The organism is Nocardiopsis sp. RV163 (genome assembly GCF_001029525.1).
Lineage (GTDB): Bacteria > Actinomycetota > Actinomycetes > Streptosporangiales > Streptosporangiaceae > Nocardiopsis > Nocardiopsis dassonvillei.
In genome coordinates, this window is the sequence record NZ_LEKI01000031.1 from 18,197 (window position 1) to 43,461 (window position 25,265).

Sequence of the window (25,265 nt, forward strand, 5' to 3'; positions counted from 1 at the left end):
AACGCGGTGTCGGCTAGGTCGTGTTCCTTGGAACATTTCGGGCTCGCGACCACTGGACTTCCCCTCGCCGTGCCGATTTCGCTTGAAAAGCCAGCCAGGCCGACCTGCGCGAACCGTCTTGCGAGAGATTGCCCGGACGGCCAGTCTCCGATCCGAAATCCTCCTCGGAACACTCCCTAGACGCCCTTGCGGCTGAAGACGTGGGCGCCCTTCTCGGCGGCCTCCTCGACGCGCTGGAGGTCGGGGTGCTCGGCCAGCCAGCGCTCACCGATGGCGCGCTCGTCCGCGCGCGCGGCGTCGTCCAGGACGATGACGGCGTCCTCGGTGCAGCGCGGCAGCAGGACGGGCAGCGCGGGGTAGCGGGCGTGCAGGCCGGTGGCCTGGGGCGGGCCGTCGACGAACGCGAGGCCGATGCCCTCCAGGTCGGCGAAGACCGAGGTGTCGTACCAGCGGTCGGCGGTGGGCCGTTCCTCGCCCTCGACGGTGACCGTCGTGTTGGGGGTCTGGACCAGCGGGGCGTGCCGGACCTCGACGATGTCGTCGAGCCCGTGCGCGGCCACGAGTTCGCGGCTGAGCTCGGCGTAGCGGGCGTCGTGCTCGACGGCGACGAGTCTGCCGGTGCCCGCACGGCGCAGGGCGTAGCCGATCCAGACGCTGGAGGCGCCGCTGCCGCACTCCACGACCAGGCCGGGGCGCAGCCGGTCGATCTGGCGGACCAGGATGCGGAGCACGTCGGGAGAGGCGGCCCAGCCGCGCAGCGGCGGCATGAACGCGGCGGTGTCGAGGTGCTCGCGCAGTTCGGTCCAGGCGACCTGCTGCTCGTAGTCGTCGCGGCCCCGTGCGGTGACCACGTTCCTGATCTCGCGGCTGACCTTGGGGAGCGTGTGGTCCTGGAGGTGGGCGAGGCGTTCGCGGACGCCGTCCATGGCCAGGGCCGCCTCAAGGCGGTCCCGTCCCAGCGTCTCGGCGACGCTGCGGCTGTGGGCCTCCATCGAGGTGGACACGCTCCTGGAGAGGGCGCCCACCCTGCGGTACAGGAGCAGCGTGCCCAGCCCGAGCACGCCCACGGCACCGGCGAGCAGGCCTAGGAAGGTGAGGGTGAGCACGTCCGTCCAGCCGATCAGGCCGGCGGCCCCGAGGGCGGTGGGCACGCAGAGCACGGCGGCACCGACCAACGCGCCGGTGGCCAGGAGTGGACGGAGACGGCTGCGAAGCGACCGCATGGGCGGATACCTCCACGGGAGTTTCGACGCGGTTCCGCCGGGCGCGGGCCGCGGGGGGACGCGAGGGGAAGGGCTGGTTTCCCGGCGCTGAACTGCCGCTTCGCCCGGTGTTTCGGGGAGGCCGGCAATCCGCTCAGACGCTTTCGACCTTAGCCCTTCGAGGAAATAACGGACGCCCCCGAAGGGGAATCGAAACCTGGATTACACGCAATTCGCCTTCCGTTCACCCGCGCATCACGTGCTTCTCATTTGTACGCGTCCGGGATTTTCCCGGACGTCGGCGCCCCCGCCCCGCGACCCGCTGGCCTCCCGCGGGACCTCCCGCACGGTGCGCCGGGGCCCGGGCGCGGGCGGCCGCGTGCCGTTCGGAGCAGCACGGCCAATTCTCACTCCTCCCACCTGCGAATTCAACGCGGTGGCGGCGGACGCCGACGGGTGTTTTTCCGCGAACTCCGCGCACCCGCCTGCGCATCCCCCGCGATTTCACCGCGAAAGCGATGATTGGGATCGGCCGCGCCGGGCAGTGCGGGAAGGAGGAGGCGGTGGGACCTCGGCCTCGCGGACCTTCCGTGCGGGGCCCGCTCCCACGGGAGGCGGCGGCCGCGGGCACGGGGCCGGGCGCTCCGGACCGGGGCCGACGGCCTCGGTTTATTCCCGTGCCGGAGTGTAAAGAGCCTGACATCGGGTGGGCGGCCGCCCGACTGATAGCTTGCTGCCTAGGCGATCCCATCGCTGGTGAACACGACGAACCGCGTCATTGGAAAGGTGCGTCAGAGATGTCTGCGCCGTACTCGCTTCCCGAACTGCCCTACGACTACGCGGCCCTGGAGCCGTGGATCTCCGGTCAGATCATGGAGCTGCACCACGACAAGCACCACGCGACCTACGTCGCCGGTGCCAACACGGCTCTGGAGAAGATGGCGGAGGCCCGGGAGACCGGCGACTTCGGCACCATCCCGATGCTGGAGAAGAACCTGGCCTTCAACCTGGGCGGCCACGTCAACCACTCCGTCTTCTGGAAGAACCTGTCCCCCGAGGGCGGTGACAAGCCCGAGGGCGAGCTGGGCGCGGCCATCGACGACCAGTTCGGCTCCTTCGACGCCTTCCGCTCGCACTTCACCGCCGTGGCCACCACCATCCAGGGCTCGGGCTGGGCGATCCTGGCCTGGGACGCGCTGGGTCAGCGCCTGGTCATCGAGCAGCTCTACGACCAGCAGGGCAACACCGCCCTCAGCTCCGTTCCGCTGCTGATGCTGGACATGTGGGAGCACGCCTTCTACCTCCAGTACAAGAACGTGAAGGCCGAGTACGCCAAGGCCTTCTGGAACGTCGTCAACTGGGCCGACGTCCAGGAGCGCTTCACCAACGCCCGCGGGGTCAAGATCGGCTAGGCCCGGTCCCCCGTCCGGTTCGTCGCCGGACACGGCGGAGGGCGGCACCACCCACCGGTGATGCCGCCCTCGCGCGTGTACGGGGCCGCCTTGCCGGCCCCGACCGAGCCGGGCCCCGGTCCCGAACCCGGCGCGCCCCGCCCCGGCGGGTCAGACCACGAGGCGGACCGGGTCGGCCTCCACCGGCCCGTGCCGGTCGAGTTCGCGCCAGGCCCGCGCCAGCCGCCAGACCAGCTCCTCGCGGGTGGGGGCGTCGTAGGCGAAGGGCAGCCGGAACCACTCGCCGTGGCGCTCCCCTCCGGACGCCGACATCACCGAACCCGGGACCAGCTCCACGTCGTGGCAGAGCGCGACCTGGACGTAGGCGCGGGCCTCCACCCCGGGCAGGCGCACCCACAGCGCCGCCCCGCCGTCGGGGCGCCGCCACTCCCAGGCGGGCAGGGCCCCGCGCAGCAGCTCCTCCATGTGGTCGAGGGCCTCGCGCATCAGCGCGGAGCGCTGCCGGGACAGCTCGTCGTAGCGCTCCAGGAGGCGCACGGTCACCGCTTGGTCGAGCAGGGGGCTGGCCAGGTCGGCGAGGACCTTGCGGCGGCTCAGGCGCAGGGCCATCTCGGCGGGCGCGCGCAGCCAGCCCAGCCGGAGCCCGGCCCAGCCGACCTTGGACAGCGACTCCACGGTGATGACCTCGGCCCCGCGCGGGGCGAACGCGGCGAGCGGCGGGGGCTCGTCGGGGGCGCGCAGGCCGGTGTATGCGTGGTCCTCCAGCACCGGCACGCCGCGGCGGGCGGACAGCTCGCCCAGCTCGCGGCGGCGCGCCGCGGACATCATCGTGCCGGTGGGGTTGTGGTAGGAGGGCATCGTGTAGACGAGGTGGGGTGCGTGCTCGGCCACGGCGCGGCGCACGCCGTTGGCGTCCAGCCCCTGTTCGTCCAGTGGCACGGGCAGGAAGCGGGCGCCCCGGTCTCCCATCAGGTCCAGGCAGCCCGCGAAGCTGGGATCCTCCACCACGACGGGCGAGCCGTTGCGCAGGTAGAGCTGGGCGACCAGGTTGACTGCCTGGTGGGCGCCGGTGGTGACGACGATCTGGTCGGCGGTGGTGGGCAGGCCCCGGGCGGTGTAGTGGTCGGCGACGGCCCGGCGCAGCGCGGGCAGACCGCTGGGGTGGTAGCTGCCCTCGGCCATGAGCGCGGGCAGGTCCTCGGCCACGACCCGGCGTACGGCCTCCTCCACGCCGGGGAGAGCGGGGGTGGACAGGCAGGCGGCGGAGATGAGCCCCTCCTCCTGCTGGAAGAGGTTGCGGTACATGGGGTTGCCCGTGCCGTTGGCGGTCCAGCCGTCCGAGCGCACGGGCGCGATCCGGCTGCTGACGCGGGTACCGCTTCCCTGCCTGCTGTCGAGGATGCCGTCCGCGCGCAGGGCGTCGTAGGCGGAGACGACGGTGGTGCGGCTGACCCGGAGGCCGGCGGCGAGGGAGCGTTCGGAGGGCAGGCGCTCGCCGGGGGTGAGGCTGCCCTGGTCGACGAGTTGGCGCAGGGTGTCGGTGAGGCGCCGGTAGAGGGGCCCGCCGCCCCTGGACCAGGCTCCGAGGAGATCGGCGAGTTCGGCGGAACTCCGGGAAGAGTCCATTTTCCCCTCCAATGGATCTGTGGGGAGTGGCCCCCGGGTTCCATACTGGCACCACCAGAAGGGATACCACCAGAGCCGAAGTGGTCCCCTTGCAAGAGGTCCAATTCCTCGGGAGCGGTCATGCACTTCCTCGCCCGGCGCCGACACGACACCGTCCGCCGCACGCCCCGCCGCCGTCCGGACAGCCCCGGGGAGCACGGTCCCGCGCTCCGCGCCGGCCAGCCGGTGCTGGTGGAGGCGCGCGTCCTGCGGGGCGAGCGCCGCCGCCTCGGCGCGTTCGCCGCCGCCCTGCGCGAACGGGCCCGGCGGGAGCCCGGACACCTGGAGGAGGTCCACTTCCTCGACGAGGGGGACCGCGTCCGGCTCGTCTCGCTGTGGCGCTCCCCCGGCGACCTGCGGTCCTTCGTGGAGTCGGCGCACCGGGACGTGCTGGCCTTCCGCGCGGCCGTCGGCTCCTTCCCGGAGGTGGAGCGCACGCTGTGGTGGTCGGCCGCCGGAACCCCGGTGTCGCCGCCGGAGGCCCAGGAGCGCGCGGCATGGCTGCGCGCGCACGGTCCGGGCGCGCGGGCGTTCACCATGTCCTCGCCGGTGCCCCCTCCGGCCTGACCCCCGACCCGGCGCCGACCCGCCAGACCCCGCCCAAGCGGGGCGCCAGGGAGCGGTGGGCCGCGTCCGCGAACGCGCGCGGGTCCAGCGCCCCGCTGCCCCGAGGCACGGCTCCCGCCAGGGGACCCGCCCCCATGGCGGACAGGTCGGTGAGGTTGCAGCGCATGGCCAGGTCCGGGCGGTCCGGCCATGACCCCACCACCACCCCGGCCGGGGACAGGCCGCGGGTGCGCAGCGCCTCGGCGGTCAGCGCGGTGGCGTTCAGGGTACCCAGGTCGGGTCGGGCCACCACCAGGACCGGCGCGGACAGCAGCACCGCGACGTCGGCCAGGGTCTGCCCCTCGGCGTTGAGCCGCACCAGGAGCCCGCCCGCCCCCTCGACCAGCACCAGGTCGTGCGTACCCGCCAGGCGCCACACGGCCTCGGCCACCGCCTCGGCCCGCACGGGCTCGGCCCCGCAGCGGGCGGCGGCCGTGGCGGGGGCCAGGGGCTCGGGATAGCGGACCAGTTCGGCGGTCGTCACACCCGGGACCAGTGCGGCCACTGTGTCGGCGTCGCCGGGTTCGCCGGGAACCACACCGGTCTGGGCGGGTTTGAGCACGGCCACCCGCCGCCCCGCCGCGACCGCCAGCGCGGCCACCGCCGCGGTGACCACCGTCTTTCCGACACCAGTACAGGTCCCCGTCACCACCAGGACGCTCATCGGCGCTCCTCCCCCAAGCAGGCCCGCACCGCGGCGGCCATTCCGTCGGCCACGGCGGCCACCTCCTCCGATGTGCACACGTAGGGCGGCATCGCGTACACGTGCTCGCGGAAGGGCCGCAGCCACACCCCCGCCTCCACCGCGGCCCGCGTGGCCTCGGCCATGCGCACCGGCGCGTCCAGCTCGACCACCCCGATCGCGCCGAGCACCCGCACCTCGCGTACGCCCGGCAGCCCCTCCAGCGGGGCCAGCCCCTCGCGCAGTCCGGCCCCGATCCGCGCCACTTCGCCCCTCCAGTCCCCGCCGGTCAGCAGGTCCACCGAGGCCAGTGCGGTCGCGCAGGCCAGCGGGTTGCCCATGAAGGTGGGCCCGTGGGCGAGCACCGGCACCTCGCCCCCGGCGATGCCGCGGGCCACCCGTGCGGTGCACAGCGTCGCGGCGAGGGTCAGGTAGCCGCCGGTCAGCGCCTTGCCCAGGCACATGACGTCGGGGGCGACACCGGCGTGGTCGGCGGCGAAGAACTCGCCGGTGCGGCCGAAGCCGGTGGCGATCTCGTCGAAGACCAGAAGCAGCCCGTACTCGTCGGCGATCCGCCGCAGCTCCCGCAGGTAGCCGGGGTGGTGGAAGCGCATACCGCCCGCGCCCTGCACCACGGGCTCGACGATGACCGCGGCCAGCTCGTCGGCGTGCTCGGCCGCCAGGCGCTCGAAGGCGGCCACGTAGCCGGGGTCGGGTCCGGCGTCGAACCCGGAGGGCGGTGCGGGGGCGTGCACCTGGGCGGGGAGCACGTCGCCCCACAGGGAGTGCATGCCGCCGTCGGGGTCGCACACGCTCATCGCGTGGAAGGTGTCGCCGTGGTAGCCGCCCCGCCAGGTGAGGAAGCGTCGCCGCCCGGGTCTGCCGGTGGAGCGGTGGTACTGCATGCACATCTTCATGGCGACCTCCACCGCCACGGAGCCCGAGTCGGCGAGGAAGACGTGCTCCAGCGGCCGCGGGGCGACCGCCACCAGGGCCTCGGCCAGGTCCGCGGCGGGCCCGTGGGTGAGTCCGCCGAACATGACGTGGCTGAACGCGTCGGCCTGCCGCCGCACCGCTGCGTCGAGCACCGGGTGGCGGTAGCCGTGCACCGCCGACCACCAGGACGACATCGCGTCCACCACGCGCCGCTCGCCCTCCTCAGACCACAGGGTCAGCGTCGCCCCCTCGGCACCGGTGACCACGTACGGCCGCTCCGCGGCGGGAACGGTGGTGTAGGGGTGCCACAGATGGGCGGTGTCCGCGGCGCGGATCCGGGCGGAGCGGTCCGCGGGCGCCCGGTCTGCGGGGGCCGCGGGGGACGTCGGGGTCATGGGGCTCCATTGTTCACCCCGCGCCCGTGCGCGCTCCCGTGCGGTCCCACCAGGAATCCGGGTGGATCTTTGTGGGCTTCGGTGAATGACGCGCACGTGCGCGGGACGGCAGAGTCGTAGACGCCTCCCTAGCACGAAGGACCGGACCGCCCCAGCGGGATTGGCCGCCGCTGGGTCGGTCCCCGCCGGGGACGCGCCCCCGCCTCCCGGCCCGACCGCACCCACGACCCAGGAGGCCGGCCCGCGTATGCCGAGCACCGCCGCACCCACCCGCCGTCCGTGGCCCCTGCGCGCCACGTCCCGCGCACGCCGCGCTCGGACGCTGCCGTCGGGACACCCCTTCGCGTGGTTGGACGCCGCCGCGCGCACGCGCCGAGGCCGGGCTGACGCGGCGCGCCACGCCCCGGCCCGCGGCCGACGGCCTGCTGGACCTGGCGGGCAACGACTACCTCGGGTTGCTGAGCCACCCGGACGTGGTGGCCGCCGCCGGGGACGCCGCCCGCGTGTGGGGCGCGGGCGCGGGCGGATCGAGGCTGGTCACAGGGGACACCGGCCTGCACCGGGAGCTGGAACGCGAGCTCGCCGAGTTCCACGGCGCGGAGTCGGCTCTGGTGTTCTCGTCCGGATACGCGGCGAACCTGGCGATGGTCACCGCGCTGGCCGCGCCGGACGGCGGCGCCCCTCCCCTGCTGGTGTGCGACCGGCACAACCACGCCTCCCTCATCGACGCGACCCGGCTGGCCCGGGCCTCGGGCGCGCGCGTGGCTCTCTACGACCACGCCGACGCAGACCGGGCCGCCGAGGCGCTCGCGACCGCCGGGGGGAGGGCCCTGCTGCTGAGCGACACCGTGTTCTCCGTGGACGGCGACCTCACCGACGCGGCGGCCCTGGCGCGCGCGGCCCGCGGGCACGGCGCCGCCCTGCTGCTGGACGACGCGCACGGCCTGGGCGTGGTGGGGCCCGGCGGGAGCGGGACGGCGACCGCCGCCGGGCTGCGCGGCGCGGACGACCTCGCGGTGTCGGTGACCCTGTCCAAGTCGCTGGGCTCCCAGGGCGGCGCGGTGCTGGGCTCGCACCGGGTGGTCCGCCACCTGACCGAGACCGCGCGCACGTTCGTCTTCGACACCGGCCTGGCTCCGGCCTCGGCTGGCGCGGCCCTGGCCGCACTGCGCGTGCTGCGCGCACAGCCCTGGTTGGCCGACACGGTGCGCGACCGCGCGAGGCGGCTGGCGGAGGGGCTGCGCGGGCGCGGACTGCCCGCGAGCGCACCGGACGCCGCCGTGGTGTCGGTGACGGCGCCCTCCCCCGGGGCCGCTCTGGCCTGGCGCGAGGCCTGCCTGGCCGCGGGCGTGCGCGTGGGCTGCTTCCGCCCGCCCTCGGTCCCCGACGGCCGGTCCCGGCTGCGGCTGACCGCCCGGGCGACGCTGAGCGGGGCCGACGTCGACAGGGTCGTGGACGTCATCGCGGCGAACCGTCCCGGATAGTCTTGCGGAGATGACGAAGTCCGCCGGGACCCGGGGAGGCGATAGCGGCCGTGTCAGCACGTGGTGAGGGCCCCGAGGCGCCGGAGCCGGTCCCCGCGGACCCCTCCGCAGTCGGCCGTGCACGCGACGCCGCCCCCCGCGAGCCGGAGGAGGCCCCCTCCGGCGGGGAAGCGAACGGCAGCGGCGAGCCGGGGGGCGTCGGCGGCCCCGACGACGGCGGAACCGGTGCGGGACCGGGCGGTACCGGCGGCCCGGACGGCCGCGGCGGTTCCGGTGACGGGGCCGACGGCGGGTCCGGCTCCGGCGGGGATGACGGGGAAGGCCGTCCGCGCCGACGGCGCCGGCGCTCCCGGGTGACCGCCGCCGTCTCGGTCACGCTCATCCTGGTCATGGTGGCCGTCCTGGCGCTGCCAGCCACCCGCGAGGGCCTGGTCTCCCTGTGGTGCGAGACCACCGACGGCGTGTGCCCCGCCGAGGAGCTCCCCCCGATCACCGAGGAGGAGCAGACCGACTGGCGGGTCCGGTTGGAGCCCGAGGAGGCCGCGCTGTGGGGCAACTACGTGGCACTGGGCGACTCCTACTCCTCCGGTGACGGCGCGGGCGGCTACGCTCCCGACACCGCCGAGGCGGGCGGCTGCTGGCGTTCGGAGAACGCCTACCCCCGGGTGGTCGCCGAGGAGTTCGACTTCACCGGCTCGCTGGCCTTCTACGCGTGCAGCAGCCACAAGGGCTCGGAGATGATCGAGCAGATCGGCGCCTCCGAGTCCCAGATCGATCGGGTCACCGAGAACACGTCCCTGGTGACCCTGGGCATCGGCGGCAACGACCTGGGCTTCATCCCCGTCCTGCGCACCTGCATGGTGCGGATGCCGCTCCTGGAGAGCGGCGTCTGCGTCGAGCAGGAGGAGGAGGTCGACAGGCGGATGAGGACTTTCGAGGAGACCCTGACCGAGATCCTCGGAGAGGTCCGCGACCGCGCGCCCGACGCCCGCATCCTGGTGCTGGGCTACCCGCGGCTGTTCCCGGAGGACCCCCCGGGCATGTACTACACGCTGACCAGGAGCGACCAGCTCTGGCTGAACGGTCTGGCCCAGCGGTTCAACGAGCTCATCCGCGACACGGCCTACCGGGTGGACGGCGACGTCTACGGCGGGCGCCAAGCCGGCAGCGTGGAGTACGTGAACACCTTCTCCGCCCTGAGCGGGCACGAGGTGAGCGCCGACGCGGCCTGGCTGAACGGGATCGTGCTCGGGCAGTTGGGCGAGGGCCTGCGCGTGGACCGGGCGAGCTTCCACCCCACCGCGCAGGGACAGCTGTCCATCGCCGAGCGGGTGCGCCTGCAGATCGTGCAGGGCCCCGAGCGGGAGGTCTACGTGGCCCGGGAGACCCTTGAGAAGGTCGATCCGGAGCAGCTGAGGTCGGAACTGGGCGGGCCGTTGGACCCGGAGTTCGCCACCGAGCCGCCCGGCAACGAGGCCGACGCCCCCTGACCCGGGGGCGGGGGGACGTCGGCCCCGCGTCGCAGCTACCGGCCCGCCTGGAGCTCCCTGATCACCTCGGCGAAGCGGTCCAGACCCCAGTTGAGGTCCTCCTCACTGATCACCAGGGGCGGCGACATGCGCACGGTGGAGCCGTGGGTGTCCTTGACCAGGACCCCGTGGTCGGCGAGGCGCTCGCACAGCTCCCGACCCGAGGCCAGCGACGGGTCGACGTCGATGCCGGCCCACAGCCCGATGCTGCGCGCGGACACCACCCCGTCTCCGACGAACTCCTTGAGGCGGCGCTTGAGCACCTCTCCCAGACGGCGCGTGTTCTCCAGGTAGGGCCCCTCGGTGAGCATCCGCACGACCGTGCTCCCGACCGCCCCGGCCAACGGGTTGCCGCCGAAGGTGCTGCCGTGCTGGCCGGGCTGGATGACGCCGAGCACGTCCTCGTCGGCGACCATCGCCGACACCGGCAGGATGCCGCCGCCCAGCGCCTTGCCGAACAGGTAGGCGTCGGGGACCACACCGCTGTGCTCGCACGCCCGGATCGCCCCGGTGCGGCCCAGGCCCGACTGCACCTCGTCGGCGATGAACAGCACGCGCTCGCGGTCGCAGATCTCCCTGACCCGGGGCAGGAAGTCCGCCGGGGGCACGACCACCCCCGCCTCGCCCTGCACGGGCTCGATGAGGACCGCCGCGGTCGTGGAGTCGATGGCGGCCTCGATGGCCTCGGCGTCACCGTAGGGCACGGACCGGAAACCCGGCGTGTAGGGCCCGAAACCGGTCCTGGCCTCCGGATCCGACGAGAAGGAGACGATGGTGGTGGTGCGGCCGTGGAAGTTGGCGCCCGCCACGACGATGGTCGCCTCGTTCTCGGGCACGCCCTTGACCTCGTAGGCCCACTTGCGGGCCACCTTGATGCCGGTCTCCACCGCCTCGGCGCCGGTGTTCATCGGCAGGACCTTCTCCTTGCCGACCATGTCGGCGAGGGCGCTGACCCACGGGCCGAACTGGTCGTTGTAGAAGGCCCGGCTCGTGAGGGTGACCCGGTCGATCTGCCGGTGCGCCGCCGCCAGCAGGTCGGGGTTGTGATGGCCGAAGTTCACTGCGGAGTACCCGGCCAGGCAGTCCAGGTACCTCCTGCCCTCGACGTCGGTCACCCAGGCGCCACGGCCCTCGGCGATCACGACGGGGAGGGGTGAGTAGTTGTGCGCCGACCGCGCCCGCGCGAGCGCGATGTGGTCAGCGCCGGAGAGTGCCTCTCCACCGGGGTTTCCGGCGGAGTCCCGCTGTCCCAGGTTCTGGGTGTTGCCCATCTAGCCGCTCCGATCACCATTGACCGATGTCAGACAGTTGATACCCACCAGCGGGCCGGATCGCGCCCCTTCGGCGGGAGGTCCCCAAGAGTTGAGCAGATGATCCGGTGAGCCCACAAGGGGTGGGGGAGATCACAGCTCGGGGGCGATGCCCGAAAACCCGTCCGCGAAACGCCGCGCACACCCTCTGAGCGGGGCCGTCACATCCATGGTGACCTGCGATAACGCCCCTGGTGACGCGCTCCACAGCCCCGACGGCGGTCGGGCCGCCCCACGAGGGGTACGGTCGCACCATCAGCCAGTCAGCCGCCGCGAGCCCCGAGCCGTGGACGGCCCCGTCGACCGTGCCAGGGAGGTCAGGCGTGCCCACCTCCGCGTCCCCGGACGCCCCCTTCTCGCTCTCCCGCCTGTTCGCGGCGGTCGCCGACGCCGTGCCCGACCGGACCGCCCTGGTGGCCGGCCCCCGCCGGCTCACCTACCGCGCCCTGCGCGAGCGCTCGCGGCGGCTGGCCCGCCACCTGGTCGGCGCGGGCGTGCGCCCCGGCGAGCACGTCGCCGTCCTGGCCTTCAACCGAGCCGAGTGGGTGGAGTCCTTCCTCGGCGTCCTGCGCGCGGGAGCGGTCCCGGTCAACGTCAACTACCGCTACGTCGCGGGCGAGCTGCGCCACGTCCTGGCCGACTCGCACGCCGTCGCGCTGATCGCGGAGGACTCCCTGGCCGGGGCTGTGGACACGGTCCGCTCCGACCTGCCCCGGCTGCGCCACGTCCTGCTCGTCGCGGACGGCTCCGAGCGCGGGACGCGGGGCCTCGACTACGAGGAGGCTCTGGCCTCGGCGCCCGAGGACGCGGCCCTGCCCCCGACCAGCGGCGAGGACCACTACCTTCTCTACACCGGCGGCACGACGGGCTACCCCAAGGGCGTGCTGTGGCGGCAGGCGGACATCTTCCGCGCCGCCCTGGAGCGCCGCGCTCCGGGCACGCCCAGCGCACGCACCCCGCGGGAGGTGGCCGAGCGCGCCGCGCGCTGCTTCGAGCAGCGCATGCTGGTCCTCGGTCCGCTCATGCACGCGGCCGGACAGTGGAACGCGCTGAGCATGCTGCTGTGCGGCAAGCGGGTGGTGCTGTCCACCGACCGCAGCTTCAGTCCGGACCGGGTGCTGGAGACGGCGCACCGGGAGGGCGTGCACGCGCTCCAGTTGGTGGGCGACGCCATGGCCCGCCCGCTGGCCCGCCACCTGCTCACCGAACCCGGGCTGTGCCCGGACCTGGCCTCGGTCCGCTCCGGCGGCACCCCGCTCACCCCGGCGGTGCGCGCGCTGTGGCACGCCTGGCGCGAGGACGTGTCCCTCTCCGACGCCTACGGGGGCTCGGAGACGGGCGTGTGCGGGTCGGCGACCGGCGCCGAACCGGCCGGTCCGGCGGAGGCCCCCTCAGGAGGCGGCCCCTCGGGCAGCCGCAGCTTCACCATGGGGGGCAGCATCGCGGTGCTGGACGCGTCCCTGCGCCCGCTGCCCCCGGGGTCGCGGGAGGTGGGGCGGATCGCGCGCACCGGACGGATCCCGCTGGGCTACTACAACGACCCCCTGGCGACCGCGCGCACCTTCCCGACCGACGCCGAAGGACGCCGCTGGGCGCTGTCGGGCGACTTCGGGACGTGGGACGCCGACGGCTCGATCGCGCTGCTGGGACGCGGCAGCGCGGTGATCAACACCGCGGGGGAGAAGGTCTACCCCGAGGAGGTGGAGGCCGCGCTCAAGGCGCACCCCTCGGTGGAGGACGCCATCGTTGTGCCCTCACCCGACGAGTACCTCGGGCAGCGGGTGACCGCACTGGTCTCGCTCGCCGCGAACGCCCGTCTGGAGGAGGCGGAGCTGCGCGCCTACTGCCGAGTCCGGCTGGCGGGGTTCAAGGTGCCGCGCACCGTGCACTTCGTGGACCGGGTGCGGCGCACGGCGGTCGGCAAGCAGGACTACCGGTGGGCGGCGTCCGTCACCGGGGCCGGTTCGCCCGCTCCGGCCGCACCGACCCTTCCCTGAGAGCCGGTCCGCTCTCCGGTCCCCGCCGGGGGCTCCTCCACGGGCCCGGGGGCATGTCGGAACGGCCCCGCGGCCGGACCTCCCGTTCCGGGACGGGCCCGGGACGGACTTCGGAACGGGTGCCGGACCGCGCCGAAGTCGGCGGTCGCGTCCGGGTGTCCGGCCTCTCCGGCGGTCTGCTGTGGAACTCCGCACCTGAGCGGTACCGGAGCCTTCATTTCGGGCACAGGGTCAATATGGACTTACCCAGCCGAAACAGGGGTTTCACAGGACGTCGGCCGCTCTGGACCCCCTCCGCCACCGCTAGACTGGCGTCGCCTGGTCCAAGGCCCCACGGTTTCCCCTCCCCCGCTCCGACCGGTTCGCACACTCCCGGCCGGGGCCGACCGGTCCACCCGCCTCCGGTCGAGGCCGTGGACCGCGAGGACCACTTTTGACCCACCCCTCCACCCGTGCACACGGTGCGCGTGCGGTGACACCACTAGGACGGAGGACGGCGCGCTTCCCCGGGCCCCGCCCGAAGCGCTCCCAAGAACCCAGATGCCCAACTCAGTAGGCAGCTACATCTTCAACGCGGTGCGCGGCGGCGCCGTGGGCGCCTCGGAGGCCCTTCCCGGTATCAGCGGCGGCACGGTCGCCCTCATCGTCGGCCTCTACGACAAGCTCATCGGCGGCGCCGGCCACATGGTCAGCGGTATCAGGCGCTACGTCACCGACGTTCCGCGCGGACGCGGGAGGGAGCGCGCCCAGGAGCAGTTCCGCCAGGTGGACTGGAGCGTGCTGGTCCCCGCACTGGTCGGCATGGTGGCCTTCCTCGGCATGGCGGCCGTGGTGCTCGCCCCGCTGGTCGAATCCCACACCCAGTACGCGTACGCGCTGTTCTTCGGCCTGGTCCTGGCCTGCCTGTGGATTCCCTACACCGGAGCGGGCCACAGGTGGCGGGCCTGGCACTACCTCGTCGCCCTGGTCTTCGCCGCGGGCGCGTTCTTCCTGACCGGCCTGCCCGGCGCCAACCTGCCCACCCATCCGGTAGTCGTCTTCCTCGCCGCGGCGGTGGCCGTCTGCGCACTGGTGCTGCCGGGGCTGTCCGGATCCTTCATCCTGCTCACGCTGGGCCTGTACGAGCCCACGATCAGCGCGGTCGGGGACATGGACATCGCCTACCTCTCGGTGTTCGCGCTCGGCATGCTCACGGGGCTGTCGCTGTTCGTGAAGCTGCTGCAGCACCTGCTGGAGAACTTCCACCACATGACCCTGGTGGTCCTCACCGGCCTCATGGCCGGTTCGCTGCGTGCCCTGTGGCCCTGGCAGGACGAGGAGCGCACGTTCCTGACCCCCACCGACGTCCCGGTGACGGTCGCCCTGATGGCGGTCGGCTTCGCGATCGTGGCGGCGGCCATCGTCTGGGAGCGCCGCAAGCGTCTCCGGATGGAGGAAGCCGAACTCCACCGGGCTCCCACCCACGTCTGAGAACGGGAACGACAACCGCATGGGAACGAATCTGCTGATGACCGCGGCCTCGACGCCGGACGTCGGCGTCGCCCACGAGTACGAGGGATTCATCGGGTGGGTCCTGAACCTGATGACGACCCTGGGCGAACCCGGTGTCGGCGTGGCGCTGTTCATCGAGACCTTCTTCCCGCCGATGCCCAGTGAGGCGGTCCTGCCCGGCGCCGGGTTCCTGGCCTACGCCGGACACATGAACGTGTGGCTGGCCATCCTGTGGGCGACGATCGGCTGCCTGGTCGGCGCGTGGGGCTTCTACGCGATCGGCGCGCTCCTGGGCCGCGAGCGCACGGCCTGGCTGGTCCAGAAGACCCCGCTGCTGGAGATCGGGGACTTCTACAAGGCCGAGCGCTTCTTCGCCCGCTTCGGCGGCGTCGCGGTGCTGCTGGGCCGGTGCGTGCCCCTGGTCCGCAGCTTCATCTCGGTGCCCGCCGGGATCGAGCGGATGCCCCTGTTCAAGTTCTCGCTGTACACGGTCATCGGCTCCGCGGTGTGGAACACCATCTGGATCGGCCTCGGCTACGTCTTCGGCCCGGCCATCGAGCCCGTTCTGGCCCAGTGGAGCGGCGTGATCAGCAACGTCGTCGTCGTGGTCATCGGCCTGCTGGTGCTGTGGTTCATCCTGGCCCGCGTCTACAAGCGGACCAGGGACCGCCGGGCCGAGGGCACCTCCGCCTGAGCGCCCGCTCCCCGTGAACCCCTCCAGGGGTCCGCCCGCATCCCCGGGCGGACCCCTTCGGCGTTCTGTGGGTATCCTGCCCGGAACGCACCACGAACACATAACGACCGGGGCCGCCGACGCGGCTCCGGAGGCGCGGGGTGCCGGGACGCGTTCCCGGCTGAGAGCACACCCGTCGAACCTGCCCTAGTTAGCACTAGCGAAGGAACGCCATGAGCGCGTACAACATCGTGTCCATCGCCGGCAGCGACCCGAGCGGGGGCGCGGGCGTCCAGGCCGACCTCAAGGCCTTCTCCGCGCACGGGACCTTCGGTATGACGGTGATCACCGCGCTGACCGCCCAGTCCACGCTCGGCGTCACCGGGGTCCACCCGATCCCCGCGCGCTTCGTCGCCCACCAGATGGACACCCTCTTCACCGACGCCGTCGTGCACGCGGTCAAGGTGGGCATGCTGGGCACCTCGGAGGTCACCGAGGCCGTGGCCGAGGCCATCGACCGCCACACTCTGCCGAACGTGGTGGTGGACCCGGTGATGGTCGCCAAGAGCGGGGACCGGCTGCTGGAGGCCTCGGCCGTCGACGCGCTGCGCACCAAGCTCCTGCCCCGCGCGGACCTGGTCACCCCGAACCTGCCCGAGGCCGCGGACCTGCTGGAGGAGCCCGAGGCGACCGACCTGGCGTCGATGCGCGCCCAGGCCTGGCGACTGCTGGATCTGGGCCCGCGGCGGGTCCTGCTCAAGGGCGGCCACCTGCCCGGCGGGCAGAGCGTCGACGTCCTGGTCGCCGTGGACGCCGACCCGGTCGAGTTCCGCGCCCCGAGGGTGGCCACCCGCAACACGCACGGCACCGGGTGCACGCTGTCCTCCTCGATCGCGGCCCTGCTCCCGCAGCGGCCGGACGTGGCCGCCGCGGTGGGCGACGCCAAGGACTACCTGACCGAGGCCATCCGGCGCGCCGAAGAGATCGACGCGGGCGGCGGGCAGGGCCCGGTGCACCACTTCCACGCCTGGTGGTAGGGGCGGCGTCACCGGACCCGTTGACCTGCGGTGCCGTGATCAGCCGGAGTCGTCGGCGCACACAGGGCGCACACTGTGGAGATTCCCGAGCCCGCTGGCGACCGCTTCGCGGGTCCGGTCCTCACTGTCTGGCCACAGCCCGGCGTAGACATCCAGCGTGATGGCGGCCGAGCTGTGGCCCATGCGCGTCTGCACGGTCTTGACCGACTCTCCGTAGCGGATCAGCAGGGAGGCGTAGAAGCGCCGTACCGAGTGCAACCCGGAGCGCTTCGGCATTCCCGCTTTGGCCATCGCCGGGGTGAGGACCCTGTTCCACTCCCAGCGGCGGACGGGGCCACCATTCGGCAGTGTGAAGAGCAGGTGTGCTGTCCGCCGACTCGGCTTGTGCGGATCGGTCCTGTCCTCGACATCCACCGACCCGGCCGGGAAGGCGTCCAAGTGGACGAGCATCATGTCCGCGGTTTCCCGTGTCAGCGGAATGTCCCGGTAACTGGCCGAACTCTTCGGCTGCGCCAGGTAGGCGACGTTGTCCACCGGGGTGACCAGCTGCTGTTCCACGCGCAGCACCAGGCGCTCAGTGTCCAGGTGGTGAAGCTCCAGCCCGAAGAGCTCGCCTTGCCGTAGGCCGCTACCAGCGGCCAGGAGCACGACGGCCTTGAACTGTTCGGGGACGCTGTCCACGACCTCACGCAGGGTCTCCACCGGCATGACGGGCTCGGTCACCTTTCGTTTCTCGGGGAGTCGGATCCCCCGGCAGGGCGTCTTCGCGAGGAGGTCATCACGCACGGCGGCCTCGAAGACCTGGCGGAGAGTGGCGTAGACGCTCTCCACACTGGCCGGTGCCAGGGACTTGCCGAGACGCGTCACCCAGCGCTGCACGTGGGAGGGAAGGACTCTGGACAGGGCACGGTTGCCGAACTCGGGATAGACGTGGTTCTCCAGTTCTCCGATGATCCGGGAGGCTGTCAGCGGCCGGTGCAGGGCGTCCCTCCGCCACTGTTCGGCGAACTCACGGAAGGTGACACGGCCAGCCGCAGGGTCCACATAGGCACCGCGCAGGAGTTCGCCTTCCACCCTCTTCAGATGGCGTTCGGCCTCGGGCTTGGTCTTGAACTTCGGGGACTTCTGCTGTCCCCTGTCGTCCCGGTAGCGGGCAGCCCAGCGCTTACCGCGGCCGTAGGAGGCGGACTTCTCACGTCGAAGCGAGCCGTTCGGGAGCTTGACGGTCTTGTGCCAGGTGTCGACTACAGGCATTGGTGCACCTCAGTCCTGTTCCAGGACCCAGGCGCGGACCTCGGTCGGTTCGTAGCGGACATGGCGGCCGACGCGGTGAGATGGCGGTCCGGTGCGCAGGTAGCGCCACTGGTAGAGGGTCTTGGCCGGGACGCCGAGGTAGGCCGCGGTTTCGTCCAGGGTCCACAGCCGTTCGAGGGTCTTCACCTGTCCACCTCCGCGTCTTCGGTGGACCGGCCCATCCCGGCGACCAAGGACGCCAGCGCCCACTCTCCCGGGGTGAGGCCCTGTCCGAGGTAGTGCCAGTTGCCCAGACTCAGCGTCGAATCCTCTTCGCCCTGGACCACGAGCGGGGTGAAGGTCTCGGTGTCCCAGGGGCGTCCGGCCGCGTAGTCGGCCCGCACCTGACGCAGCGCACCCAGGGTGGTGGAGTAGCGGCGCGACTTGGTGGAGAAGTGGCCCCGGAATCCGAGCATGTGCGCCCACTGGCGCAGCTTGAGGTCTTCGAGCTGGGGGTACAGACGGGCGTTGCCCAGACGCCAGCAGGTGTAGATGAGCTTGCCCGCGTGCGTGCGCACCTGCGTCATGTCCACGTGGTCGATGTCATGGATACGCCGGTCCAGGGTGCCGGTGTCCTCAGCGGCCTTGGTGGCGTACTTGGCGATGTACCCGGCCACGGCCGTGTCCGTCAGCGCCCGGTCGGGGCCGAAGTCCTCGATGGGGCGCACGTCCACCTGCTCACCCCACGCCAGAGTCCAGGTGCGGCCGGAGACCTCGGGAGAGGTGAGCGAGACCGTTCGGGCGGCCGAGTCCACGGCGGCGGTGAGCATGTCCATGCTGGCCCACACCGGAGGCGGTGGCCAACCGGTGGGGTCCTTGGTGTAGCCGTCCAGCCGGATCACGGCGTGGAAGTGCACCGCGCCCCGGGACTGGAACTCGGCGACCTTGGCGTAGGAGATGCGCACCCGCTTGGAGAAGGCCGTGCGCGAGAGCCCGGCGGCCGAGGCCAGGTGGTTGCGCAGGTACAGGGTGAAGCGCCGCCACAGTTCCCCGGTGTGGGCGTGCCAGAGCACGTGACCGACGTAGTCGTAGCGGGTCGGGTCGAGCGGCTGACCGATGCGGGGGTCGTCGGCCCGGTGGTGCTTGAAGCAAGCCGCATCGGTCCGGCGAGGGTGGCACACCCGGGTGCGGCCGTCCTTGCCGGGGCCGCGGTGGACCGCCCCGAAGGAGGGAGCGGTCAGCGTGACGAAGGCCCGGGGGTGCACGCCGACCGAGGTCGGCACGCCCTTGTCCCCACCGACGATTCCGGCCTTGACCAGGTGGTAGGTGTCGGCCCGGTACTCCTCCGAGCAGGAGGGGCACCGGGAGGCCCGCCGGTTCTTGCACCGCATGAGCAGTTCGTTGCCGGGTTCGGTGGCGGTGGAGTAGCGCGAGAGCAGTTCCCCGGTGGAGCCGTCCACACGGGTGGTCTCGCCGGTCAGGCGCACGGGGCAGGCGCAGCCGCGCAGGGCGCGGGTGCGGGTGATCCACCGGTCCAGGTGGTTCTCGTCCAGGGCGGTGATGCGGGCCAGGGCGGGGCCCAGGAGTCCGCCGATGTGTTCGGGTTCGGGCATGGCGAAGAGGCCTTTCGTGGATAGGTGAGGCCCCGGCGCGGCTGGTGTTGTGGAAGCAGGGCCGTCGCCGGGGCCAGGAGAAGGGGTTACAGGCGTGCGGAGGTCACCACGTCTGCTCGCAGTCGCGGCACTCGTAGCCGGTGACGGTCTTGCCGCCGTCGTAGCTGTATTCGGTGACGTCGTTGCCGTGGCAGTGCGGGCACCTCATCGGGTGTCCTGGGGGCCGCTGGTGACGATGAGCGCGGAGGTGAACAGGGCGGCGTGGTGCATGGCCTGGTCCACGTGCGGAGCGCCCCCGGCCTCGTAGAAGCCCTTGGAGCCGGTGCGTGTCATCCACCAGCGCACCGGCCAGCGGCGGTCGATCACCGAGTGCGTCACCCAGGACACCGCGACCCCGGCGGCGAGCCGGGCCGGGGAGAGCCGCAGCCCCAAGGCGCGGGAGGTGAGGCCGATGGCGGCGAGCTGGGCCAGGTGGTAGCTGGCTACGTGCGCCTGGTTCGCGGTCCAGGACTCCATCTTGTGCTGGGCCTGGTGGTCGTTTTGGAGCAGGTAGTCACCCACGTGGTGCGCGGCCGTCATCGCGGCGAACACGGCGGGGAAGGCGTGGGATGTCATAGGCTGATCGAGCCCCTTTCGTTCCTTGCATTCGCGTGTTGGGTTCGTTGGGTAGGTGAACCGGGGTGCGGCGGGTGTGTGGAAGCAGCGCCGCACCCCGGACTTGGTCTCAGGCACTGGGGCACTGGTTCGGGTGGTAGTCGGACGTACCGTCGCGATAGACCAGGTCACCGCAGTTGCTACAGATTTCCAGCCGTCCCATGAAGAGCCTCCTGTTCGTTTCAGACGGACCCGGTTGGTCCCCACACCGCCCCGTAGGGCGGCATGGCCATCAGCCGGATGGCCGGGCGGGTTCTAGGCCGACTTGGGGCAGCTGTAGCAGCGCTCCGGAACGGTGCCGAGGGGGCCGCTGTAGCTGACCGGGTGTCCGCAGTGGCGGCAGGTCTCGGTGCGCCTCATCGGGTCGGCCTCCCCACGGTCAGCTTGTCGTTGTCGCCCTTGGTCGGCTTCTCCCAGCAGTTCACGGTGATCTCCTTCGTTCTCGCGTGTTGGGTTGGTTGGTCAGGTGAAGCGGTGGCGGGTCGGCGGGTGTGTGGAAGCAGGCCGCCCACCGGATCAGGTCGGGGTGTGGCCCAGACCGGAGCACCCGGTGCAGGTGTGGCCCTCGCTGGTGATGCCGTGGCCGTAGCAGGACGAGCACAGGTGGCTGTCGATCACAGCGCCACCCTCCCGGTTCCCTTGCAGGTGGGGCAGGTGCTGTACTTGCGCACCAGGAACCCGAGCTTCTGAACCAGCACACGGCCGGTGCCGGAGCACTCCAGGCACATCACGGTCTTGGTCTTCATGGCGTTGGCCTTTCAGGTCGTGCCGGTTCCGTGGCAGTTCGCGCAGTCCCCGGTGCGGCTGACGCCGGTTCCCGCGCAGGTGTGGCATTGCATCGCTTCGCTTCCTCTCAGGTGGTGATCTGGTCTCGCAGGGTCGCGGCCACCGTTTCGGAGACCCCCAGGCGGGAGCGCAGAGCGGTCACGGTGATCTCGCGGCCGTGGGTGACGCGGTAGTCCTGCGCCAGTTGGGCGGCGTAGGAGGCCAACGGGTGACCCTGTTCGACCGCGGCCGGGGCCGGTTGCGGGACGGGAGCCACCGGGGCCGGCGGGGGTTCGGGCACGGGAGCCGGGGCGGGTTCGGTGTGCTGCCAGTGCACCTCGGTGACCCGGAACTCCTCACGCTCGGAGGAAGCCGGTTCAGCAGGCGCGGGCTCCGGAGGTTCCGGGGCCGAGTGGGCGGCGCGGCGTTCCAGCATCGAGACCGCGACCAGGAACGCGGCGGCCGGAACGGCGGCCATGATCCAGCCCCACACCGTGGGTTGGGCCGTGGCCAGGTTCGCGGCCAAGGTCAGCACCACCGCGCCGACCAGGACCACGGTCGGCCAGGTCACCCCGTCCTTGACGCCCCGGGCAGCGTCACGCTGGCGTTCCCGGGCGGCCATGACGCAGGTCAGGTCGATGGAGACCGCCACGGCCCAGGCCATCCACCCGTGCTGTCCGGACTTCTCGGCCAGGTCGCGGATATGGGTGAAGGAGCCCGCGGCTGCGATTGTGGCCAGGACCAGGATCGGAGCCCAGTCCGCCGACAGCGACGCCAGACGCTTCACCGTTCACCACCCCCTCTCGATCTCGCGGTAGTGGTCCTCACACACCCACTCGTTCGTGCTGGTGGTCTTGGTGTACGCGGGGTTGCAGCACCGCGAGCACCAGTAGGAGAGGCCCATCAGGACAGCTCCTCTTCCAACCGGTCCCAGTCCACGGCGTCCACCGGCACGAGGTCTTCGGTCGTGCGGACCTCACCCGCGACGAGCAGGTCCCAGGCCGGAGCCATGTGGGCGAACTCGGCGGAGGCCTCTTCAGCCCTCTGTTCCGTGGTCAGGTCCGACCGGCCCCGGTACCAGCGCCCGTCCGCTCCCACGGTCACGGCGACCCCGGGCATCTCGGCGGGGATCTTCAGCGCGGCCGACAGCGAGTCCGGGGCCAGGTCACCGAGCGCCATCTTGGCGGTCTCGCCGTCGTTGACCCGGTGGCAGATGCGGCCGGTGATCTGAGCGCGCAGCGCCGTCACACCCGGGCCGAGATCGGAGCCGACCCGCTGTCCGGCCACGACCAGATACAGGCCGAAGGCGCGGCCGAGCTGGGCGTTGCGCAGCAGCAGAGTCGAGGTGCGCGCGATCTCGTCCTTCTCGGACTTGTCCGTCATCAGGTAGAGTTCCGCGACCTCATCGACCACGGTCACCACCGGCGTAGGCCGGGCCTCTTCGGGGAGCTGCCAGATGTTGCGCACCCCCGCATCACGGCACAGCGTCATGCGGTCGGTGAGCATGGTCATCAGGTCATCGAGCAGCTCCGCGCACTCGGTGCGGGTCGTGGCCAGCTTGGACATACGCCGGGCGTAAGGGGTCAGCTCCACCCCACCCTTGAGGTCCAGCCCGGCCAGAGCCACGGGCTGTGGTGCGAGTTGGTACACCAGGGCGTTGATGTCGGTGGACTTGCCCGACTGGGTGGCGCCCATGATCAGCCAGTGCGGGACCGCGCGGAAGTCGATGATCCACGGGTCACCGGTCTCCAAGGTGCCCATGCGGACCTTGAGCAGCTCCCAGTTCGCGGCGAGCGGTCCGGCGTTGGTCACCGTGCCCAGCGGGTCACGTCGGGAGGCGGCCAGCTCCACCCAGCCGGGGCCGGAGGTGCGCAGCCGGACCGAGTCCACCCGCCAGGCGTGCGCGAGCCGGGTCAGGGCCTGGGCGTAGTCGTCGGGGGTCTGCCCGTCGTGCAGCCGGGCGCGGACGCGGAACCCGAACGGGGTGGGGCGGAACCGGTACAGGCGCGGCTTCTTCTCCACGCTCACCCGCTGGATACCGCCCTTGACCTTGGTCTTGCGGCGGGTGTGCGACAGGCCGCACCCCTGCGCCACGTGCTCCCAGGTCAGGTGGACCCGCAGCGCGGAGCCGACCAGGCCGGGGCCATAGGACCAAGTGGTGGGCGACCAGTGGTGCCAGGCGGCGGCCGAGAGCGGCACCGCGGCGGCGGCCGGAGGCACCGCCCACAAAATCTCGGGGAACATCAACCTTCTCCTCTCAGGGGGTTTCGCCCTTGCCGTGGCAGGTCGGGCACAGGGTGAGGTGGTAACCGGGCATGTGCCGGACCTCCCCGGTGCCCGCACACACCGAGCAGGCGGGCATTACTCGGCGGCCCTGCGCAGGTCCAGGGGCGCGATCGAGGAGGCCGAGAACGCCACGCCGTGGCGGCCGTTCGTCTCCCAGGGGATCGCGGTCAGGCCCTGCACGGTCAGCGGGGTGCCCAGACGGGCGGTGATGGCGTTGGTGGCCGGGAAGCTGACCAGCAGCGTCTCGGCGTCGTTGTCCTCCACCTGGGCGAGCACCTTGAGCTGCCACATCGGGGAGCCGTCGGCGTTGTACTTGATCTCGCCGGTCTGGCGGTCCTTGACCTTGGGGCGCGGGGAACCAGCAGCGATGAAGACCATCTGGGACGTGTCCACAGGGATGCTTCGCACGGAATCTCTCCTAGCGGTTAGGCGTTAGGTAGCTCGAAGGCTGACCGCTTGCGGCAGTCGGCCTAACACGAACCTAACACATAGCGGCTAGGCGTCAAGAAGTATTGAGAAGCTACCTACCAGTAACTTTTCAGCGAACCGCTAGCCTTTAGGTGACCGATGGAGGAAGAGCTACATGCTGGAGAAGCCGAAGTCGCGCTACGAGCAGGTCGCCGAGCGCCTTCGTAACGACATCAAGCAAGGCAAGTACCCGCCGGGCGAGAAGCTGCCAAGCCAGACACAGTTGGCTCGCAAGTACGGTCTGGCGCAGACTTCCATCGGTCGTGCGATCGCACGGCTCAAGAACGAAGGCCTAGTCCGAGTTGAGGACGGTAAGGGCGCCACGGTTCTCGAAGTACCTACCGTCAAGCGTGTCCGGCGAACCCCTTACGAGGGGAAGGGCGGCAGCTTCGCCCAGGCGATGCGCGAGGCCGGTCTCGAACCGCACACACCCTTGGCTGCCAAGCCGGAAGTAGTCACGCCGTCGGCCGAGGTGGCGACCTACCTACAGATGGGTGAAGGACAGGTGATCCGGCGCGAGCGGCACATGTTCGGATCGGGCCACCCGATGCAGATCGCTATATCCCACATACCGCTCAGTGCCGCCGGTTCTCTGGACATCACCGGCACTGACACCAACCCCACAGGGATGTATGAGCGGTTGGCCCAGCGCGGCCACAAGGTGACGCGCTTCCAAGAGCGTATTGAAGTTCGCCGCCCCACCGAGAAAGAAACGACGTTCTTCGGCATCACTGAGAGCACCAGCGTCCTTGAAGTCGTGCGCACCGCCTACGACCAGGATGAGAAGCCGGTGGACGTGACGTTCAACGTCTTCCCCGCCACCCAGTGGGCCCTGACCTACGAGTGGAACGCCCATGAGTGAACTACCGCGCCACTCGGTCAGCGTGACAGGTGTGGTCTTCAATGACGATGGCCAAGTCCTCGCGATCCAGCGCCAGGATGACGACCGTTGGGTTCCACCTGGGGGCGTTCTGGAGCTGCACGAGGATCCTCGGGAAGGAGTCGTGCGCGAGGTCTTCGAGGAGACCGGCGTGAAGGTGAGGCCAGGCAACCTCATCGGGGTCTACAAGAACATGCCGCTCGGTGTGGTGAGCATGGCGATCTCCTGTGAGGTCGAAAGCGGGGATCCGAGGCCATCGGATGAAGCCGTGATCGCACGGTGGATCTCCGTTGAGGAGGCACGGGAGCGGATGCCGGAAGCGAGGCTGATTCGTGTCTTGGACGCCCTGCGGGATGACGGCCCGTTCATCCGCTGCCACGACGGTACGAATCTGGTGTGAACCAGAGGAGGAGCCCGGAAGACCTTGGAGTCTTCCGGGTTTCTTCATGCCCGAACCCGGGTGATGAGAAGTTTCCTTACGTCTTCAAGCCCGCACCTGCGGTGCGGGGCAGCCTTCGGCTGAACTGGGCGGTCGGGTGCGGGACGCGGCCAGGAGGGCGGATGGCCGAGCGCGTTGCTGGCGGCTGCGGCCCCGCGGTTGCCACGGCGAGAACATGGCCTCCGGCGGGGACTCCGGGCTCCAGGAAGCGGGGGGAGCTGCGCACGGTGCAGGTCTGCTGTGGTGGTGCGCCCCTCTCCCCTCTCACCCGTCGTCCAGTCAAGGACCTACCACACCACCCAGGGGCCACAAGGTCGTTCGGACAGTGGGGCGCTCCACCTTGTGGCCCCTGGGTGGCGCGGTTGCGCTGCGCGTGGACGAAGGGTGACGGCCAGGGCCAGGAAGCGCTCGGTGGTGGTGGCGAAGGACTCGTAGGGGTGGTGGACGAGGACCTCGCGCTCGCGGACGGTGGCGAAGAGGTCGCCGGAGGTCAGTGCGCGCGGCTCGA

General features: G+C 71.6%; 23 protein-coding genes, 1 pseudogene and 1 riboswitch. Of the genes and pseudogenes, 10 read left to right on the forward strand and 14 right to left on the reverse strand.

The genetic code is table 11. The features are described 5' to 3' along the window. Positions 1-176: 176 nt before the first annotated feature. Positions 177-1,223, reverse strand: a complete 1,047-nt coding sequence (locus ABD54_RS08420; RefSeq protein WP_047868873.1) for a class I SAM-dependent methyltransferase — start codon at positions 1,221-1,223, stop codon at positions 177-179. Between the two features lie 776 nt (positions 1,224-1,999). On the opposite strand from ABD54_RS08420, the gene ABD54_RS08425 reads away from it, so the two are divergent. Beyond that, positions 2,000-2,614 carry a superoxide dismutase gene (locus ABD54_RS08425; RefSeq protein WP_047868874.1) on the forward strand — a complete coding sequence of 205 codons (615 nt, stop codon included), beginning with the start codon at positions 2,000-2,002 and terminating at the stop codon, positions 2,612-2,614. Between the two features lie 150 nt (positions 2,615-2,764). Here the strand turns inward: ABD54_RS08425 and ABD54_RS08430 are convergent, their stop codons facing one another. After that, entirely contained in the window at positions 2,765-4,240 is a 1,476-nt protein-coding gene (locus ABD54_RS08430) for a PLP-dependent aminotransferase family protein (RefSeq protein WP_047868875.1), read from the reverse strand. Positions 4,241-4,360: 120 nt separating this feature from the next. On the opposite strand from ABD54_RS08430, the gene ABD54_RS08435 reads away from it, so the two are divergent. Beyond that, a complete protein-coding gene (locus ABD54_RS08435) occupies positions 4,361-4,846 on the forward strand; it encodes a DUF3291 domain-containing protein (protein ID WP_047868876.1) in 486 nt (161 codons plus the stop codon). Here the strand turns inward: ABD54_RS08435 and bioD are convergent. Both bioD and ABD54_RS08445 read right to left on the reverse strand, forming a co-directional pair. Further along, the gene (gene bioD / locus ABD54_RS08440) at positions 4,812-5,549 is read right to left on the reverse strand and encodes a dethiobiotin synthase (RefSeq protein WP_047868877.1); all 738 of its coding nucleotides are present in this window, start codon (positions 5,547-5,549) and stop codon (positions 4,812-4,814) included. The genes ABD54_RS08435 and bioD overlap by 35 nt on opposite strands. Further along, positions 5,546-6,898 carry an adenosylmethionine--8-amino-7-oxononanoate transaminase gene (locus ABD54_RS08445; protein ID WP_047868878.1) on the reverse strand — a complete coding sequence of 451 codons (1,353 nt, stop codon included), beginning with the start codon at positions 6,896-6,898 and terminating at the stop codon, positions 5,546-5,548. Before ABD54_RS08445 ends, bioD begins: the two co-directional genes overlap by 4 nt. A 247-nt stretch (positions 6,899-7,145) precedes the next feature. Here ABD54_RS08445 and ABD54_RS08450 point away from each other — a divergent pair. Next, positions 7,146-8,382, forward strand: a pseudogene (locus ABD54_RS08450) (8-amino-7-oxononanoate synthase). A gap of 50 nt (positions 8,383-8,432) precedes the next feature. After that, positions 8,433-9,872 carry an SGNH/GDSL hydrolase family protein gene (locus tag ABD54_RS08455; RefSeq protein ID WP_082166741.1) on the forward strand — a complete coding sequence of 480 codons (1,440 nt, stop codon included), beginning with the start codon at positions 8,433-8,435 and terminating at the stop codon, positions 9,870-9,872. A gap of 35 nt (positions 9,873-9,907) precedes the next feature. On the opposite strand, the gene rocD is transcribed toward ABD54_RS08455, so the two are convergent. Beyond that, positions 9,908-11,182: an ornithine--oxo-acid transaminase gene (gene rocD / locus ABD54_RS08460; RefSeq protein ID WP_047868880.1), complete on the reverse strand. Its 1,275-nt coding sequence runs from the start codon at positions 11,180-11,182 to the stop codon at positions 9,908-9,910. A gap of 362 nt (positions 11,183-11,544) precedes the next feature. On the opposite strand from rocD, the gene ABD54_RS08465 reads away from it, so the two are divergent. From ABD54_RS08465 to thiD, 4 genes are all read left to right on the forward strand, one after another. Further along, complete coding sequence (locus ABD54_RS08465) at positions 11,545-13,218, forward strand: acyl-CoA synthetase (RefSeq protein ID WP_047868881.1); 1,674 nt, start codon at positions 11,545-11,547, stop codon at positions 13,216-13,218. Positions 13,219-13,758: 540 nt separating this feature from the next. Next, positions 13,759-14,688 carry a DUF368 domain-containing protein gene (locus ABD54_RS08470; RefSeq protein ID WP_047868882.1) on the forward strand — a complete coding sequence of 310 codons (930 nt, stop codon included), beginning with the start codon at positions 13,759-13,761 and terminating at the stop codon, positions 14,686-14,688. A gap of 19 nt (positions 14,689-14,707) precedes the next feature. Continuing rightward, positions 14,708-15,403, forward strand: a complete 696-nt coding sequence (locus tag ABD54_RS08475; RefSeq protein WP_235432011.1) for a DedA family protein — start codon at positions 14,708-14,710, stop codon at positions 15,401-15,403. A gap of 126 nt (positions 15,404-15,529) precedes the next feature. Further along, positions 15,530-15,628: riboswitch (TPP riboswitch) on the forward strand. Next, a complete protein-coding gene (gene thiD / locus ABD54_RS08480; protein ID WP_047868884.1) occupies positions 15,616-16,419 on the forward strand; it encodes a bifunctional hydroxymethylpyrimidine kinase/phosphomethylpyrimidine kinase in 804 nt (267 codons plus the stop codon). (Overlaps the previous riboswitch by 13 nt.) A 39-nt stretch (positions 16,420-16,458) precedes the next feature. Here thiD and xerC read toward each other — a convergent pair whose 3' ends face one another. From xerC to ABD54_RS08520, 8 genes are all read right to left on the reverse strand, one after another. After that, positions 16,459-17,673, reverse strand: coding sequence for a tyrosine recombinase XerC (gene xerC, locus ABD54_RS08485; RefSeq protein ID WP_047868885.1), 1,215 nt, complete (start codon positions 17,671-17,673; stop codon positions 16,459-16,461). Between the two features lie 9 nt (positions 17,674-17,682). Then, entirely contained in the window at positions 17,683-17,859 is a 177-nt protein-coding gene (locus ABD54_RS08490) for an AlpA family transcriptional regulator (RefSeq protein ID WP_019606815.1), read from the reverse strand. Continuing rightward, positions 17,856-19,265: a replication initiator gene (locus tag ABD54_RS08495; RefSeq protein WP_047868886.1), complete on the reverse strand. Its 1,410-nt coding sequence runs from the start codon at positions 19,263-19,265 to the stop codon at positions 17,856-17,858. Before ABD54_RS08495 ends, ABD54_RS08490 begins: the two co-directional genes overlap by 4 nt. Positions 19,266-19,469: 204 nt before the next feature. Continuing rightward, positions 19,470-19,880, reverse strand: coding sequence for a DUF3307 domain-containing protein (locus tag ABD54_RS08500; protein ID WP_047868887.1), 411 nt, complete (start codon positions 19,878-19,880; stop codon positions 19,470-19,472). Between the two features lie 653 nt (positions 19,881-20,533). Further along, a complete protein-coding gene (locus ABD54_RS08505) occupies positions 20,534-20,665 on the reverse strand; it encodes a hypothetical protein (RefSeq protein WP_047868888.1) in 132 nt (43 codons plus the stop codon). Between the two features lie 107 nt (positions 20,666-20,772). Next, positions 20,773-21,471, reverse strand: a complete 699-nt coding sequence (locus ABD54_RS08510) for a DUF2637 domain-containing protein (RefSeq protein WP_047868889.1) — start codon at positions 21,469-21,471, stop codon at positions 20,773-20,775. Positions 21,472-21,587: 116 nt separating this feature from the next. Then, positions 21,588-22,928, reverse strand: coding sequence for an FtsK/SpoIIIE domain-containing protein (locus ABD54_RS08515; RefSeq protein ID WP_047868890.1), 1,341 nt, complete (start codon positions 22,926-22,928; stop codon positions 21,588-21,590). A gap of 117 nt (positions 22,929-23,045) precedes the next feature. Continuing rightward, positions 23,046-23,378, reverse strand: a complete 333-nt coding sequence (locus ABD54_RS08520; RefSeq protein WP_013151645.1) for a hypothetical protein — start codon at positions 23,376-23,378, stop codon at positions 23,046-23,048. Positions 23,379-23,553: 175 nt separating this feature from the next. Between ABD54_RS08520 and ABD54_RS08525 the strand changes: the two genes are divergently transcribed. Together ABD54_RS08525 and ABD54_RS08530 are read left to right on the forward strand one after the other, a co-directional pair. Further along, a complete protein-coding gene (locus tag ABD54_RS08525; protein ID WP_042281198.1) occupies positions 23,554-24,300 on the forward strand; it encodes a GntR family transcriptional regulator in 747 nt (248 codons plus the stop codon). Then, positions 24,293-24,718 (forward strand): NUDIX hydrolase, encoded by a 426-nt coding sequence (locus ABD54_RS08530; RefSeq protein WP_042281200.1) that lies wholly within the window; start codon positions 24,293-24,295, stop codon positions 24,716-24,718. Before ABD54_RS08525 ends, ABD54_RS08530 begins: the two co-directional genes overlap by 8 nt. Before the next feature lie 326 nt (positions 24,719-25,044). Here ABD54_RS08530 and ABD54_RS27820 read toward each other — a convergent pair. Then, on the reverse strand, positions 25,045-25,265 hold a 221-nt coding region (locus ABD54_RS27820; RefSeq protein ID WP_152692020.1), incomplete at its 5' end, for a hypothetical protein.

Excerpts from the sequence above, each read along its gene's own strand:
- ABD54_RS08495 (WP_047868886.1), bottom strand. The coding sequence starts at position 19,265 with ATGCCCGAACCCGAACACATCGGCGGACTCCTGGGCCCCGCCCTGGCC.
- ABD54_RS08425 (WP_047868874.1), top strand. The coding sequence starts at position 2,000 with ATGTCTGCGCCGTACTCGCTTCCCGAACTGCCCTACGACTACGCGGCC.
- rocD (WP_047868880.1), bottom strand. The coding sequence starts at position 11,182 with ATGGGCAACACCCAGAACCTGGGACAGCGGGACTCCGCCGGAAACCCC.
- ABD54_RS08530 (WP_042281200.1), top strand. The coding sequence starts at position 24,293 with ATGAGTGAACTACCGCGCCACTCGGTCAGCGTGACAGGTGTGGTCTTC.
- ABD54_RS08435 (WP_047868876.1), top strand. The coding sequence starts at position 4,361 with ATGCACTTCCTCGCCCGGCGCCGACACGACACCGTCCGCCGCACGCCC.
- bioD (WP_047868877.1), bottom strand. The coding sequence starts at position 5,549 with ATGAGCGTCCTGGTGGTGACGGGGACCTGTACTGGTGTCGGAAAGACG.
- ABD54_RS08505 (WP_047868888.1), bottom strand. The coding sequence starts at position 20,665 with ATGAAGACCAAGACCGTGATGTGCCTGGAGTGCTCCGGCACCGGCCGT.
- ABD54_RS08420 (WP_047868873.1), bottom strand. The coding sequence starts at position 1,223 with ATGCGGTCGCTTCGCAGCCGTCTCCGTCCACTCCTGGCCACCGGCGCG.
- ABD54_RS08500 (WP_047868887.1), bottom strand. The coding sequence starts at position 19,880 with ATGACATCCCACGCCTTCCCCGCCGTGTTCGCCGCGATGACGGCCGCG.
- thiD (WP_047868884.1), top strand. The coding sequence starts at position 15,616 with ATGAGCGCGTACAACATCGTGTCCATCGCCGGCAGCGACCCGAGCGGG.
- ABD54_RS08525 (WP_042281198.1), top strand. The coding sequence starts at position 23,554 with ATGCTGGAGAAGCCGAAGTCGCGCTACGAGCAGGTCGCCGAGCGCCTT.
- ABD54_RS08475 (WP_235432011.1), top strand. The coding sequence starts at position 14,708 with ATGGGAACGAATCTGCTGATGACCGCGGCCTCGACGCCGGACGTCGGC.
- xerC (WP_047868885.1), bottom strand. The coding sequence starts at position 17,673 with ATGCCTGTAGTCGACACCTGGCACAAGACCGTCAAGCTCCCGAACGGC.
- ABD54_RS08515 (WP_047868890.1), bottom strand. The coding sequence starts at position 22,928 with ATGTTCCCCGAGATTTTGTGGGCGGTGCCTCCGGCCGCCGCCGCGGTG.
- ABD54_RS08430 (WP_047868875.1), bottom strand. The coding sequence starts at position 4,240 with ATGGACTCTTCCCGGAGTTCCGCCGAACTCGCCGATCTCCTCGGAGCC.
- ABD54_RS08445 (WP_047868878.1), bottom strand. The coding sequence starts at position 6,898 with ATGACCCCGACGTCCCCCGCGGCCCCCGCAGACCGGGCGCCCGCGGAC.
- ABD54_RS08470 (WP_047868882.1), top strand. The coding sequence starts at position 13,759 with ATGCCCAACTCAGTAGGCAGCTACATCTTCAACGCGGTGCGCGGCGGC.